The following is a 14,908-nucleotide window of genomic DNA, read 5'->3' as shown; positions in this document are numbered from 1 at the left end:
GTGGAATCGCGCGATTACCGGTTGCGGTCCGCCGAAGTCCCTTCCCGCGCCAGCATGCGGCGGAACAGGAACACCATTTTGAGCCGAAGCAGATCGTTGATTCTCTTGAAGTCGACGTCCAGCAGCTCGCCGAGCTTCTCGATCCGGTACGTCGCGGTATTGCGGTGGATGAACAGCTTCTTCGCCGTCTCGTTCAATTGCCCGTCGTTGTCCAGGTAAGTCTCGAGAGTCCTCATCATCTCTTGAACGTATTCCGGATCCTTGCCCATCAGACCGCCCAGCCACCGGTCGCAGTAGACCCGCATCCGCTCGCGCGGCACCTGTTCGAAAATAAACGCCAGATCGAGCGTCTCGTACCGCACGATTCGGTCGCCCATCCCCCAGGCGCGGGACAGCCGCTGCGTCTCCCGGCATTCGCCGAACGCCTCCGCGAGCTGAGCGGCCGACCGCTTCCGGCCGCTCAGCGCCGACTTGAACGCCGCGCTTCCGTTCCCCTTGAGCCCGGCCAAGCAAGCGGCCAGCGCCGCGGCCAGCGCTTCGCCGCCCGGGTCTTCGCCCGTCGCCGGGAACACGGAGAGCAGCCCTTCGTCCATGACGATGTGCAGCCCCTTCAGCTCCTGAAGCTTCGAGTGCCCGAGGAACTCTCCCTTGAGAGCGTCGAGCTCCTCCAGCCGGCCGGCCGGCTCTTCCGCCGCCGCGAGGTCCGTCAGCACGCATCGGTACGGCTGGCCGAGCAGATCGATCTCCCAGCGTTCGGCGTATTCCGTCACCGTCTCGATGGGGAGACCGTTTTTGAGATGGCGCTTGATCAGCACGCCGAAGTCCTTCTGGACGGACAATTCGAAGTAATCCTCGTAGTTGAAGTTCAAGTGGAAGGAGAGCAGCTCCGCCGCCTGGAAGTACAAGCTCTCCTCGATGGCCGATAGAAGGACCCTCGGGGTGAAGAACAGCACGTATCCGGTGCATTGCTCCTGCTTCATAAGAGGAACGCGGAAGGCGTGCCAGCCCTTGTTCTTGACCCAGCAATGCCGCTGCTGCCAGGGCCACTGGGCTTGCAGCTCGGCGTCGGGCAAGCCGGAGGAATTGTAGATGAGCTGGCCGCGCGAACCGACGACCGCGATCGGATCGCCGATGACGCCTTCGATCATCTCGAACAGATGGCGGATCGGGTCCGACTGCAGCGCGAACCGCATCAGGCGAACCTGCTTGTCGAGCACGTCCTGCAGAAGGCCGGTGCTGCGCTTCATCTCCGCGTTGAACAGCCCGTTCATCTGATCGGAGAGAGTGAATTGATAGGGGAGCTCGATCAGGGGAAAACCCAACTCGTTCGCTCTCGCGATAAGCGGCTCCGGAATCTCGGACCAGAAGCGCCCCAGCTTGATGCCGAGGCCGGACGAGCCGCATTGGTCCAGCTTCCGGAGCAGCTCCGCCCCTTCTTCGGGGCGGTCCTTGATCAGGTAGGCGGTCGTGAACAGCATCTCGCCTTCCTTGATCCAGTCCGTGATGTCCGGAGCGTCCATGATGTTGACGGATTTGACGACGCGGTTGCTGCCCCTTCTGCCGGCGATCAACCTGCCTTCGGACAGAGGATAGACGTTCAGAGCTTGCTCGACGGTCAAATGCACGACGAACCCCTCCCCCGGAACGGCTGCCGCGATCGGCCGCCGCCTTCCGTTTATGTTATTATTAATAACATTTTAGGGGCGAAAACGAAGAATATCAATATATAATGTAATATAATATTACATAAATTTAAGCTGATTTTATCGATTTTCTTGCGTCGCAATCCCATATTTGGCCGAATATGAGAAAATATGTTGTTATCTTTCCATACATGTAACCGTGTGCGCGACGAGCCTCCCTCTCTTCCATACCATCCGGTCCCTCGGCCGCTCGTACAGCAGCTCCGCCGCCCCCGCTCCCCGGATCAGCGTCAGATCGGCCGGCATTCCCTCCCGGATGCGGAGGGAATGCCCGAGCAAGGCCTTGGACGCCCGAACCGTGCACATCTCCAGCATACGCCGCGCGTCCTCGTCCGTCCCCAGGTGCGCCGTCTGCGCCAGCAGCAGCCCGATGTCGAGAGGGTCGGCGGTGCCGAACGGCGTGAACGCGTTGCGGATGTTGTTCGAGCCGTAGCAGACGTTCGCCCCGGCTTCCAGCAGCAGGCGGACCGGCGTCAGCCCGCGCCGGACGCGGCATTCGTCGCCTCTTCCGTTCAAGTACAGGTCCGTCGCGGGAAGCGCGAACACGTGGATGCCGGCATCGGCGATGCCCGCCGCGATCCGCTTCGCGACGTCCGGCTCGGCCGAGCCGAGCGAAGTGAGATGGCCGACCGCGACCCGCCCCTCCATTCCGAATTCCTTCGTCAGCCGGATCGCCTCCGCGATATCGAGCCGGTCCGGATCGTCGGAGAAGTCGATATGCAGGTCCACGGGCAGCCCATGCGCCTCGGCCATCCGGAAGACGAAGCCGAGATGCTCGGCCGCGTCGCGGTCGTTGTACGGAATGCCGCCGACGGCGTCGGCTCCCATCCGGATCGCCTCTTCGAGCAGCTCCGCGGTCCCCGGGGACTGGAAGATTCCCTCCTGCGGGAACGCGACGAGCTGGATGTCCATCCGGTCCGCGTATTCTCTCTTCAGCTCCAGCGCCGATTCCATGCTCTTGAGACCCGCGATCGGATCGATCTCCGCTTGCGCGCGCAGCAGCGTCACTCCGAACCGGGAGGCCCGGTCCAGCACCCTTCGCGACCTCTCCGCAATGTCTTCCTTCGTGTACGTCTTCTTCAGCTCCGCGGTCATCGCGATCGCCTGCTTAAGGTCGGAGGCGACGCCCGGCATCCGGGACGAGAGGAACGCTTTGTCCAGATGGATGTGCGTCTCGACCAGCCCCGGCAGCGCCGCGTAGCCCTCCGCGTTCACGACGACGGGGCTGCCGCGTCCGCCCGTCCCGAGGCCTTCGGCCGCTCCGCCGGCTCCCGCGCCTCCGTTCGCGCCGCCCCCGCCCATCCCGCTTCCATCGATCCTGCTTCCATCCATCCTGCTTCCATCTATCCCGCTGCCGTCCATCCCGAGCCGCTCCTCCCCGGAACCGGACGCGGCCGAACGGACGTACGCGACGGTCCCGTCCGAGATGCCGATGTCCGTTCGCTCACCGGAGAACGGGTCCACGCAGCCGCGAATCCAATAATCCAACCGTTCCACGCCGCTCCCCCTCCCTGTTCCATCAGCCGTATTCGAAAATGCGCCCCCACCGTCCGGCAAGCGAACGCCCGTCGATTCCGAGCAGGCCGAGCGCCTGCCAGGCGGTCGCCGCGACCGAATCGAGCACCGGGATTCCGAGGACGCTCTCCATCCGGACGGCCAGAGAGGCCGCGTTCACGTTCGTGCAGACGACGGCGATCGCGTCGAGCCGGCCGCTTCCGGCCGCTTCGACGATCATCGCTTCGATCGTCTCCTCCGGCACCCGCGCGAACCGCTCGTTCTCGCGAATGCCGCAGCCGAGCGCCGGCGCGCACTCGAGCCCAAGCTCCCGGTACCGCTCGGCGATGCGGGCGTTGACGTCGTCCGCATACGGCGTGACGAGCCCGAGCCGGCGCACGCCGAGCCTCTCGTACGCTTCCTTCATCGCCAGCGACGACGTCGTCGCGCGAATGCCCGTCGCCGCTTCGATCGCCCGTACGAGCGCCAAGTCCCGCTCCAGCCCGAGCCAGCTGCCGGACGTGCCGTTCCAGACGAGCAGATCGGCCTTGGCGTCCGCGAGAAGCGCCGCCGCCGCGAGCATCGGCTCGTCGGCGAACTGCCCGTCGGAGCGGGCCTCGAGCGAGATCTCCGTCACCCGGACGCGCGCGAAGTGCGCGGTGGCCGCTTCCCGGACGCCGCACCTCTCCCGCCCGTCCCGACTTTCCCTATTCAGATCGTCCAGAAGCCGGCTCGTGACCGGCTCCAGCACCGTGTTCGAGGACGGCGTCAGCATGCCGATTCTCGCCATCCTAAGCCCCGCTCCCCTGCGGATCGTACAGCACCAGGTCGGCGAGAATGCCGCAGCCCGGCACCCACAGCCCGCGGTTCACCTCGACCGCCGTCGCCGCCGGGTAGTGTCCGGCGTCCGCGAACGCTTCCTTCCACGCTTCCATCGCCCCCGCGTACAAGCCGAGGTCGGCGAAGTACAGCGTCGCCTTCACGGTCCGGGCGAGCGAGACGCCGGCCGCGTCGCAGATGCGCCTCGCCTTTTCCAGAATGTAAGCCATCTGCCTGTAGCCGGCGGAGCCGAAGTACGGCAGCCCGGGCGTCGGCGCCGCCTCCTTCGCCAATCCCGTCGCGGGATCGGTCGCCATGAGGCCGCTGAAATAGATCAGGTCGTCGGCCCGCATCGCCGGGGGCTCCTGGCTCTTCGGCGTCCAGCCGCCGGTCACCGCCCGCCGCAGATGGGCGGCCTCGGGCATGAGCAGATCCATGCCGATCTCGACCTTGCATCCCTTCGCCCCGAGCTCGACGTTCGGAACGAGCGCGCGCGCCGGCGCGTCGAGCGGGTCGGGGAACCGCTTCGCCCAGACGTCCTCGAACGCCGGATAGTCGGCCGGGTCCGCCAGATAGACGTAAGCCTTGACCGCGTGCTTCAGGCTCGTGCCCGCCGCCTCGGCCACCTTCTCGAGTCTCCCGAGAATGTACTCGGTCTGCTTCGCGACCGGCTCGTCGCCCCAATAGAGGCCGTTCGTGCGAGCTTCCGGAGCGAGCGCGTGCACCTCCCCTTCGAAGCCCTCTTCTCCCCAGTTGCCCTTCCAATCCGACGCGAGGTCTCCCGACAGGAACACCCAATGCCCCATCCGCACGCCTTCCGAATAGCCGGCCGCGGGCTTCGGCACTCCGGGCGCCGACACCGCAACCGGATATTCGCCGTCCGCCGAGTAGCGGGCGGTGAAGTCCGCCTCCACCTTCGCCCCCTCGACCAGATGGCCGCGAACCCCGATGCCGGTGCTCGGAGGACTGACCGTCTCGAAAAACCGATGCTTCTCCCGAACGTACCGCTTGTTGTTCACGGTCAGGTCGCCGCGCTCGTAGCCCGGCGCCTTCATGTCGGCGGCGTACCACTGGTTGACGCGCACGACCCGCTCCGGCTCGAGGCCGGCCGCCCGCAGAATCCGCCCGACCCGTCCGTACAAATACGCGGCCTGCTTGCCCATCGCGTCCTGGTAATAAGGGAACGCCTCCGGCACGGCCGCTTCCGGGGCGAGCCCCGTCGTCAGATCCGACGCCGACTGCCCCGAGACGAACAGCCAATCCCCCGCGCGCACCGCGGGACTGTACGGAATGGGCGGCTTCGCCATTCCTTCCGGCCAGACGGCCTCGATGCCAAGCTCCTTCGACATGCCATGCACCTCCGTGGATTAAGACAAGGACGACAGGAACCCGAGCAGCTCGCCCGTCAGCCGTTCCGGGGCCAGCTTGTGGATCTCGTGGCCCACGCCGTCCATTCTCGCGATGCGAACTTGCCGGTTCAAGCCGCGCAGCTCCTCTTCGTCGTCTTCCGAGATAAGAGGAGACAATCCCGCCGAGATCAGCAGGGCGGGTATGCGCAGCATTCGGTAATAAGCGTGAAAAGGATCCCGGTTCATCGCCTCGTAAGACAAGACGATGGCTTCCTCCGAGCATTCCGCGAGCTCGCGGGCTTTGCGGTCGTAGTCGAAGCCTTCCCCTCCGTAATAGGAGCGGAAGGCTTCAAGGTCTCCCGCCGCCAGCGCCCGCTTCGGCTCCAGGAAGCGGGAGAGCGGGAGCGGGAACGGCGCGCGGCCGGGGCCCGACAGCGGCGGGTCGATCAGGACGACGCCCGCCGCCAGATCGGGGTACAGCGCGGCGAACGCGCAGGCCGCCCGGCCGCCCATGGAATGGCCGACGAGCGCCGGCTTGTCGGCATGGCCGGAGAAGACGTTCCAGACGGCGAGCAGGTCCTCGGCGTAATCGAGCGCGCCGTAGCCTTCCGCGGGCTTGTCCGACCCTCCCCGTCCGCGCAAGTCGAGAGCGAGCGCGTACAGGTCGTCCGGCAGCGCGCGCAGCATCGGCTCGAACGCCGCCGCGTTCTCGGTAATCCCGTGCAGGAACAGCACCGGCCTTCCTTGCGGATTGCCTCTGGCCAGCAGTCGCAATCTTAGCTTCGGCCCCGTCAGGAACAGCTCGCGCGTCTCGCGCGGATCGTCCGCGGACGGCCTCATACGGTCTTCATCGGCCCGACCTCGATGCCAAGCCCTCGGACATAATCGAAGTACCGCTTCGCCAGCCACTTGTTGAGCTGCGGCAGCGTTCGCTCCAGCGCCGCGTACCGGCCGCGGCGGGACAGCCGCGAGCGGAGCCCCTTCTGCAAGGAAGCGTTCGCGGCGAGATCCTGCGCGTTGATCTCCTGGATGCTGTCGTTCGCGCGCTTGTAGCGCTCCTCGAAGTCGGGAAGAGCGACCGTCTCCGGCGGATACAGCAGGCCCGAGCGGAACAGGATGCGGCCCGGTCCTTGCGGCAGGATGATGTTCCAGAACACCTGGTCCGGCATCAGCCCGAGCGTCAGCATCGGCGGGACCGATGCGATCGTCATCCGCTGCCGCTGCTCCAGCGTCAGCGTGGAGATGGCCGGGAAGTTCGCCGTCATGTCCGGCGAGAAGCCGGCGTCGACGTGGGTGAAGCCCGTCGGGTGCATGATCTGGCCGTCGTCTTCGTCGAAGTCGACGAACCCGGCGAGCTGGCTCGGCGCGAAGTCGTGGGGGCCTTTGTGCAAGTAATTCGTATGGTAGGGCTCGAGGGAGGATTCGATCATGATTTTCCAATTCCATTCGCAGTCCTCCACGTCCACGAACGGCATCGCCACGAGCTCGTCGACCCGGTAGTTGGCCATCTCGGCGTCCAGCTTCGAGAGCGTCGGCGCGAGCGGCGGAGCGTCCGGATCGAAGTGGCAGAAGATGAACCCGTTCCAGATCTCCGTCTTCAGGCGAGGCAGGCTGTGGTCGTGGCGCAGAATGTCGAACGGCTCGATCCGGATCATCTCCGGGGCGGACACGAGCTCTCCGTCGAGCCCATACGTCCACCAGTGAAGCGGACAGCGGAAGGTCGAGCAGTTGCCGGAGCCTTCGGCGACGAGGTGGCCCCGATGCTGGCAGACGGCGGAGACGACGTGAATGTTCCCCTTCTTGTCGCGGGTCACCAGAAGCGGATCGTCGTTGATCGAGATCGAATAGTAGTCGCCCGGATTCGGAATTTGCTCCTGGCGCCCGACGCACAGCCAGCTTCTCGCGTAGACCGCCTCCTTCTCGAACTTGAAGAACTCCTCGGACGTGTAGCATTCCGCCGGCATCGAGCGGGCTTCCTTCGTCTCGAGCAGCGACGGTCCCAGCTGCGACAGGATGGACAGAACCTCTTCGTTCGGATAATACGCCATGACGATTCCTCCTCTTCGTTCTCGGGGTGAATGGACGGCTCAGACCGGAATATAGGGCTCGCGCAGCTCGAACAGCTTCTCCGCCGCCTCCTGCGCTTCGAGACGAATCGCTTCCGCGTCGTCCGTCAGCAGGCGGCGCTCCTTCAGGAGCGGAACGCCGCCGACGAAGACATGGCTGACGTCGGCGCCCGAGGCGGCATAGACCAGGTTGCTGACGGCGTTGTTGTATTTGCCGCGGATGATCGGGGTCAGATGAGGCTTGCGGAAGTCGACGACGATGAGATCCGCCTTCTTGCCGATCTCGAGCGACCCGATCTCGCGGTCCAGCCCGAGCGCCTTCGCCCCGTCGATCGTCGCCATGCGCAGCGCCGTCTCCGCCGGAATCGCCGTCGCGTCGAGCAGCCGCGCCTTCTGCAGCAGGGGCACGAACTTGAGCTCCTCCAACATGTCCAGGCTGTTGTTCTCCTTCACGCCGTCCGTGCCGATGCCGACGGTCACCCCGAGGTCGAGCAGCTCCTTGACCGGCGCGATGCCGGAAGCGAGCTTCAGGTTGCTGACCGGGCAGTGGGCGACCGACGTCCCGGTCTTCGCGAGCAGTTCCATCTCCGATTCCTGCAGCCAGACGCAATGCGCCAGCACCGTTCTCGGACCGAGGATGCCGCGGTCATGGAACAGCTCGACGGGCCATCTCCCGGTCTCGGCCTTCAGCCGCCGCGCCATCTCGATCGATTCCTCGCCGTGCGTGTGGATGCCGGTGTCGTACTTCTCGGCGAGCTCCGCCGCCCGGCGGTAGGCCCCTTCCGTGCAGTACGTCAGATGCTCGAGGGCGAACCAGACCCGGATGCGGCCGTTCGCCGATCGGTTGCGCTCCTCGACAAGCCGGGTATTGCCGTCCAGCGTCTCGAAGTAGTCCATGCCCGGCTTGTCGACGACGTACGGGGCGAGCGTCGCGCGCAGCCCGAGCCGCTCGGCCGCGTCCGCGCAGCGGTGCATGAAGCGGTACATGTCCAGGACGCACGTCGTGCCGCCCAGGATCGACTCGGCGTAGCAGAGCCGCGCGGCGGCGTAGGCCAGCTCCTCCGTCAAGGCGCGGTGCTTCGGATCGACGTACTTGGTCAGCCATTCGAACACCGGAAGATCCTCCGCGGTTCCGCGAATGAGACCCGAATGCATATGCAGGTTGACGAGCCCCGGCAGCACGACTCGGCCCGACGCGTCCAGCCGCTCGACGTTCGCGTACTTGGCGTTCAGCGCGGAAGCTTCGCCCACGTCCGCGATCCGCCCCTTCTCGATCAGGACGGCTCCGTTCTCGATAACCTCGTTGCTCTCGTTCACGGTGAGGACCGTCCCTCCCGTAATCAGCAAGCCGTTCTCCATCTGCCGCTCCCCTTCCGTTATTGAATGGTGTAGCCGCCGTCGGCCAGCAGGGCGCTTCCCGTCACGAACGACGCGGCCGGCCCGCTCAGGAACAGGATGCAGGCGGCGATCTCCTCCGGCCGTCCCAGCCTGCCGAGCGGATGCATGCCGACCAGATCGTCCAGCGTCCCCTGGGGACCGCGGCGTCCTTCGAATTGCCGGCGCAGCAGCGGCGTGTCGATCGCTCCGGGACAGACGCAGTTGACGCGCACGCCGTCCTTCGCCGTCTCGAGCGCGAGGCTGCGGGTGAAGTTGACGACCGCGGCCTTGGAAGCCGTGTAGGCCGTGAAGGAAGACGCGCCGACGAACGCGAGCTGGGACGCCGTGTTGACGATATTGCCTCGCGCCGCCTTCAGCTTCGGCAGGGCGGCGCGGCAGCAGAGGAACACGCTGCGCAGATTGACGTTCATGACGCGGTCCCACGCCTCGTCCGTCGTCTCTTCCAGCGAAGCGACGCACTCGACTCCTGCGTTGTTCACGAGGACGTCCAGCGAATCCCATCGCTCCCACAGCCGGGCGAACGCGGCGGCGACGCTCGCCGGGTCGGCGAGGTCGACCGGAAGCTCGTAGACGCCGTCCCGCTCTTCCTCCCGCCCGAAGGCGATGTCGAACGCGGCCACCTGCGCGCCCGCTTGCCGGTACGCTTCCGCGGCGGCCGCCCCGATTCCGCCGGCTCCTCCCGTGATCAGCACCTTCTTGCCCTCATAGGAATACGGCATCGTAAATCCCCTTTCCTGACAGCGTCGCGGTCCGCCATTCCGAACGGCATGGCTGCCCGAGCGTATAGTGCATCTTGCCTTCGGTTACGTCCCAGATCATGGAGCTGACCGTGTCGTGCGGCAGCGGCGCGTTCGATCGGCCGTGAACGGCGCCGTGCGCGCAGATGCTGCCGACCGCGCCGCCGCCGTCTGGCGCGTGCGAGGCGAGCAGCGACCGCAGCTCCGCGATCGCCTCTTCGCCCGGCGGACGCCTCCGGGCGAGCGCGTCGAGCCGCAGCTCCGCCGTCCGGAGCCGGATCGTCCGGTCGCGGACGATCTCGTCCCGCTGCCGGGCCTGCGCCGCCGCGAACAGGCCGAACGCCTGGTTGCTCCGCGCCGCCCAACCGGCGAGGGAGGCGTCCTGCCAGGCGGTATGACCGCGGTGATGCTCGAACGCGTAAAGACCGCCGTCCTTGTCCGCCAGGATGTGGCTGCCGCCGATCGATCGCTCCTCCGCCTCTTCGAATCTCTCTTGCAGCAGGACGAGAGCGTCGGCCGCCGTCTCGCAGCGCGCGAGCGCTTCGGCCTGCACCCTTCCCCGGATGTCGCCGCTCCGGAAGCCTCCGCCGGGTTCGGCAGGTCCTTCGCTCTCCGACGGGTCCTCGCAACCGAAATAAGAGCTGACGACGAGCAGTCCCCGTTCGTTCAGCCCCGCGTTGATGCCGGTCTGCGCCAATAAGCCGAACGCGAGGGAGCGGAAGCCCCCGTCCCCGCCGCCGGCCGTTCCGTGCCAATAACCGACGGGAGGATTGTCCGCGTTCTTGAAGCCGAACACGCGGAGCCTTCCCGTCTCGTCCTCGTAAGCCAACGCCCCGATCGTGCACATCGCTTCCGCCTCCTCATCGCTCACAGGTTCGGGTATTTCCGCTCGCTGCGCATCCGGCCGTAATCGATCTTCGTCCGCAGAGCGGCCTCGTTGATCAACCTCATCGAAGCGGCCTGCGCGGCGATCGCCGCCTTCTCCTCGTCCGCGCCGACCAGCCTCCCGTCCTTGACGACGACCCGGCCGCCGACGATCGTCATGTCCACCGTCTGCGACAGCCCGGTCAGCACGGGCAGCGCCGCATCGTCGTGGAGCGCCCCCGCGAACGCGAGCTGGCGGGCGTCGATCAGGAACAGATCGGCCGCCTTGCCGACCTCGAGCGAGCCGATGTCGTCTTCCCAGCCGAGCACCTTGGCGGAACCGCGCGTCGCGATCGCGAGACAGTCCTCCGCGCCGATCGCGGTCGTTCCGTGCGCGAGGTTGTGGAGCAGGTGGGCGACCCGGACCTCGAGCAGCAGGTTGGAGCCGTCGTTGGAGGCCGAGCCGTCCACGCCCAAGCCGACCTTGACGCCCGCCTCGAGCATCTTGACGAGCGGCATGACGCCCGACCCCATTTTCATATTGCTGGTCGGACAATGCGCGACGCCGCAGCGATGCGCGCGAAGATGCCCGATCTCCCGGTCGTCGAAGTAGATGCCGTGCGCATACCAGACGTCGTCGCCGACCCAGCCGTTCTTCTCCATGAAGTCGAGCGGCCGCATGCCGAGCTTCTCGAGGCAGAACCGGTCCTCGTCCTTCGTCTCGGCGAGGTGCGTGTGCATTCTCACGCCGTAGCTGCGCGCCAGGCCGGCCGATTCCCGCAGCAGGTCCGCCGTAATGGAGAACGGGGAGCACGGCGCGACGCCGACCCGCACCATCGCGAACCGGCCCGGATCGTGATACGTCTCGATAAGCCTTCTGGAATCGCGCAGGATGACCTCTTCGCTCTGGCACACCTCGTCCGGCGGCAGGCCGCCCTTCGAGCGGCCTAGGCTCATCGAGCCCCGCGTCGGGAAGAAGCGGATGCCGAGCTCGGAAGCCGCCCGGATCTCCTCGTCGATCATCTCGCCCGACACGCCGTTCGGGAAGCAGTAGAAATGGTCGGCCGCGGTCGTACAGCCGCTCTTCAGCAGCTCGCCCAAGCCGACGACGGCGCTGGCGTAAATATCTTCCGGCCTTAGATGGCGCCAGATCTCGTACAGCGTGACCAGCCAGTCGAACAGCTCGGTCTTCTGGACGAACGGGATGTTGCGCGTCAGGTTCTGGTACAGATGGTGATGCGTATTGATGAGGCCCGGGTAAACGATTTTCCCTTGCGCGTCGATGACCGTGTCGGCCGTCTCGTACGGCAGATCGTGCCCGATGGCGACGATCTCCTGGCCGACCGCGTACAGGCTGCCGCCCGGGAACCTTCGCCTCTCCCCGTCCATGGTGATGATGTTCCTCGCGTTGCGGATAAGCAGCGTCCCCATCGTTCTCCCCCTTTTGTCGCCCGACCTCTTGTCGCTCGCGCCCTTGTCGCTCGCCTTCTTGTCGCTCGCGCTCTTGTCGCTTGCGGACCGGCAGCCGGATTAGGCGCCCCTCATAAATAGCCCGCCGACGACCAGAGCCAGAAGAATGCCCCATACGGCGTTGATCTGGTAATACTGCACCATGACGAAGAAAGCGGCCGCCAAAAGAAGCGGCAGAAACGGCACCGGTCCGTTCATCGGCTGGAACGCGTACTTGACGAAGTCCCACGCCAGCATCGCCAGCATGACGAAGATGACCGGCTGCACGCCTCGGATCATGCCTTTGATCGTCGGATTGCCGGACAGCTTCAGCATGATTCCGGACAGGGCGATCATGACGAGCGCCGTCGGCAGCACGACCGCGATCAGCGCCGCCGCCGCTCCGGCCCAGCCCGCCACCTTGAAGCCGATGTACGCGGCGAGCTTCGTCGCGATCGGGCCCGGGAACGCGTTGCCGAACGCCAGCGCCCGGCCGAACTCCTCGGAGTCGAGCCACCCGTAGCGCCCGACCACTTGATGCTCGTAGAGCGGAATGATCGAAGGGCCGCCGCCGTAGCCGAGCAGCGTCGCCACTCCGAACGCCTTGAACAGATTCCATAAGGTCAGCATCGAAGCGAGCTTCCCGCCTTTCTCTCCCGGCCCGGCGGGCCAAGAGCGATCTTGCGCCCATTGTAGGGGCTTCCGGCGGCGGGCTTCAACGGATGCAGCGGCTTTTCGTCAGTTTAACTAACATCGTCTTGCTTTTTTGTTTGAGCGCACGGAATTTTGCGATTATTTGCGTTATTTTATATTACATGTTCGGCGCGAGCGGAGATACGGTAGGCGACAAGGCGGCGGAGCTGCGACAACAAGAAAAAAACCTCTGCCGAACCCGAAGGTCCGATAGAGGTTGAATAGAGGTCGGATAGATTCTGCCGCGCCCGATGCGCGCTTACCCGTTGGACGAAGCGGCCGCCTTGCCGCCGGTCGCTTCCGCGCCCGCGGCGAAGTCCTTCTGCGGCTTCGTCTTCTGGATGAAGAACGACAGCGCGAGAGCCGCGATCGTCAGCCAGAACGCGTACATGAACGCGTGATTGATGCCGCTGACCGTGGCGTGGTTGGTCACGTCGAGCATCTTGACTTTGTCGTTGACGTCCACTTGGCCGGAGATGACGAGCTCCTTCGCCACGTCCTTCGTCTTGTTCGTCATGACCGTGACGAGCCAAGCGGTGCCGAGCGCGCCGCCGACCGTGCGCAGCGTCTGCGACATGGCCGAGCCGTGCGGGTTGAGCCGCTGCGGCAGCTGGTTCATGCCCGCCGTCTGGATCGGCATCATCAGCATCGACATGCCGAACATGCGGATCGTATAGATGACGACCATGTGCGTGTACGTCGTATCGACGGTCAGCTGGCCGAATTCCCAGGTCGTGGCCGCCGTAATGACGAGGCCGACGACGGCGAGCCAGCGGGCCCCGATCTTGTCGAAGATGGCGCCGGTGACGGGGGACATGATGCCCATCAGAATCGCGCCCGGAAGGAGCGCCAACCCGGACTTGATCGGCGTCAGGCCGAGAATGTTCTGCATGTAGATCGGGGTCAGAATCATCCCGGCGTACATCGCCATCGTGATCAGGATGTTAATGACCGTCGTGAGCGAGAACATGTTGTACTTGAACACGCGGAACTCGAGCAGCGGCGTCTTCGACGCGAGCAGCTCCTTCAGGATGAACAGCACGAGCGCGACGAAGCCGACGGCCAGGCTGACGATAACCGTCGCGCTGTCCCAGCCGTTGTTGCCGGCTTCGCTGAAGCCGAACAGCAGGCCGCCGAAGCCGAGCGTCGACAGAACGACGCCGAGCAGGTTCAGCTTCGGGTTCGTCAATTGGCCGACGTTCTTCATGAACATCAAGCCGAAGAGAAGAGCGATCAGGGCGAACGGGGCGATGATGTAAAACAGAACGTGCCACGAATGATGCTCGACGATCCAGCCCGACAGCGTCGGACCGACGGCCGGGGCGAAGATCATCGCGATCCCCATCATCCCCATCGCCTTGCCGCGTTCCTCGACCTTGAAGATCGTCAGGACGACGATGGACATAAGCGGCATCATGATGCCGGCGCCGGCGGCCTGAATGATCCGGCCGGCCATCAGGATGGCGAAGCTGTCGGCGAAGGCGCAGAAGATCGTGCCGACGAGGAAGAGCCCCATCGCGGTAATGAACAGCTGCCGGGTCGTGAACTTGCCGACCAGGTAGGCGCTGAGCGGGATCAGGACGCCGTTGACGAGCATGAAGCCCGTCGTCAGCCACTGCGCGGTGTTCGGGGTAATGGCCAGATTGTCCATGATCTTCGGCAGCGCCACGTTCAGCAGCGTCTGGTTCAAGATCGTGACGAACGCGCCGATGATGATGGCCGCCATAATGGGGCCTCTTTTGATAACTTGACTCATGTTTCAGCCTCTCTCCACTGTCTGTAATTTCCGAACGATAAGGTGATGAATCCGGATCAGGTTCTCCACGTCCTCATCGGACAAATCCAACAAGGGCATCAAACGTTCCATGGATACCTCGCTTGCGCTTTTGAGCAACCCCTCTCCTTTCTCCGTTAGCGACAAGGTGATGGAGCGCCGGTCCGTCTCCAGCCGATCCCGCGAGATCGCGCCCAGCTTCACGAGCCGGTCGACGATTCCGCTCGCCGCGCTGTTGCCGATATGTACGAGCTCCGCCAATTCGCTCAGGCGGATTCTCGGATGCTGGCACAACGTCTTGAGCACGAAAAACTGAATCGGCGTCAGTCCGAAGCCTTCGGACTCCTTCCAGATCGCGTGATGGAACGCTTGGTTGACCTCGCGAAACGACCTGAAAATAAGACTGACCTGCTGTTGATCCGCCATCTCGGCCTCCATCCTTACCACTTGAAATTATGCTAACGAATATTTCGCATACGAAGTATTTTATCGATAAGATTTTTAGAAGTCAAGAACGGAAAAAGAGCCCTATTCCGTAGAATAGGGCCCTTTTTCCAGTTAT

The 14,908-nt window shown here is 64.8% G+C and carries 13 protein-coding genes; all 13 read right to left on the bottom strand.

Going from position 1 to position 14,908, the window contains the following annotated elements; genetic code table 11:
• Positions 1-14: 14 nt before the first annotated feature.
• Positions 15-1,625 (bottom strand): PucR family transcriptional regulator, encoded by a 1,611-nt coding sequence (locus H7B90_RS02865; RefSeq protein WP_185134367.1) that lies wholly within the window; start codon positions 1,623-1,625, stop codon positions 15-17.
• A 195-nt stretch (positions 1,626-1,820) separates the two neighbouring features.
• The gene (locus H7B90_RS02860; protein ID WP_185134366.1) at positions 1,821-3,200 is read right to left on the bottom strand and encodes an amidohydrolase family protein; all 1,380 of its coding nucleotides are present in this window, start codon (positions 3,198-3,200) and stop codon (positions 1,821-1,823) included.
• A 22-nt stretch (positions 3,201-3,222) separates the two neighbouring features.
• Positions 3,223-3,987: a maleate cis-trans isomerase family protein gene (locus tag H7B90_RS02855; protein WP_185134365.1), complete on the bottom strand. Its 765-nt coding sequence runs from the start codon at positions 3,985-3,987 to the stop codon at positions 3,223-3,225.
• Position 3,988: 1 nt separating this feature from the next.
• On the bottom strand, positions 3,989-5,365 hold the full coding sequence (locus tag H7B90_RS02850) for a RidA family protein (protein ID WP_185134364.1): 1,377 nt from the start codon (positions 5,363-5,365) through the stop codon (positions 3,989-3,991).
• Positions 5,366-5,383: 18 nt separating this feature from the next.
• Positions 5,384-6,205 carry an alpha/beta fold hydrolase gene (locus H7B90_RS02845; protein ID WP_185134363.1) on the bottom strand — a complete coding sequence of 274 codons (822 nt, stop codon included), beginning with the start codon at positions 6,203-6,205 and terminating at the stop codon, positions 5,384-5,386.
• Complete coding sequence (locus H7B90_RS02840) at positions 6,202-7,413, bottom strand: aromatic ring-hydroxylating oxygenase subunit alpha (RefSeq protein ID WP_185134362.1); 1,212 nt, start codon at positions 7,411-7,413, stop codon at positions 6,202-6,204. Before H7B90_RS02840 ends, H7B90_RS02845 begins: the two co-directional genes overlap by 4 nt.
• Positions 7,414-7,452: 39 nt before the next feature.
• Positions 7,453-8,790: an amidohydrolase gene (locus H7B90_RS02835; RefSeq protein ID WP_185134361.1), complete on the bottom strand. Its 1,338-nt coding sequence runs from the start codon at positions 8,788-8,790 to the stop codon at positions 7,453-7,455.
• A gap of 17 nt (positions 8,791-8,807) precedes the next feature.
• Positions 8,808-9,548 carry an SDR family NAD(P)-dependent oxidoreductase gene (locus H7B90_RS02830; protein ID WP_185134360.1) on the bottom strand — a complete coding sequence of 247 codons (741 nt, stop codon included), beginning with the start codon at positions 9,546-9,548 and terminating at the stop codon, positions 8,808-8,810.
• Positions 9,532-10,413, bottom strand: a complete 882-nt coding sequence (locus H7B90_RS02825; protein ID WP_185134359.1) for a C45 family peptidase — start codon at positions 10,411-10,413, stop codon at positions 9,532-9,534. The genes H7B90_RS02830 and H7B90_RS02825 overlap by 17 nt, the downstream gene beginning before the upstream one ends.
• Positions 10,414-10,433: 20 nt before the next feature.
• A complete protein-coding gene (locus tag H7B90_RS02820) occupies positions 10,434-11,861 on the bottom strand; it encodes an 8-oxoguanine deaminase (protein WP_185134358.1) in 1,428 nt (475 codons plus the stop codon).
• A 99-nt stretch (positions 11,862-11,960) separates the two neighbouring features.
• Positions 11,961-12,509: a chromate transporter gene (locus tag H7B90_RS02815; protein WP_185134357.1), complete on the bottom strand. Its 549-nt coding sequence runs from the start codon at positions 12,507-12,509 to the stop codon at positions 11,961-11,963.
• A gap of 322 nt (positions 12,510-12,831) precedes the next feature.
• Entirely contained in the window at positions 12,832-14,328 is a 1,497-nt protein-coding gene (locus tag H7B90_RS02810) for an MDR family MFS transporter (protein WP_221481896.1), read from the bottom strand.
• A gap of 3 nt (positions 14,329-14,331) precedes the next feature.
• Complete coding sequence (locus H7B90_RS02805; protein WP_185134356.1) at positions 14,332-14,772, bottom strand: MarR family winged helix-turn-helix transcriptional regulator; 441 nt, start codon at positions 14,770-14,772, stop codon at positions 14,332-14,334.
• Between the last annotated feature and the right edge of the window lie 136 nt (positions 14,773-14,908).

Source organism: Cohnella xylanilytica, from assembly GCF_014212175.1.
Lineage (GTDB): Bacteria > Bacillota > Bacilli > Paenibacillales > Paenibacillaceae > Cohnella > Cohnella xylanilytica.
The sequence above is the reverse complement of the archived record's forward strand: the minus strand, read 5'-3'. Positions and strand labels throughout refer to the sequence as shown.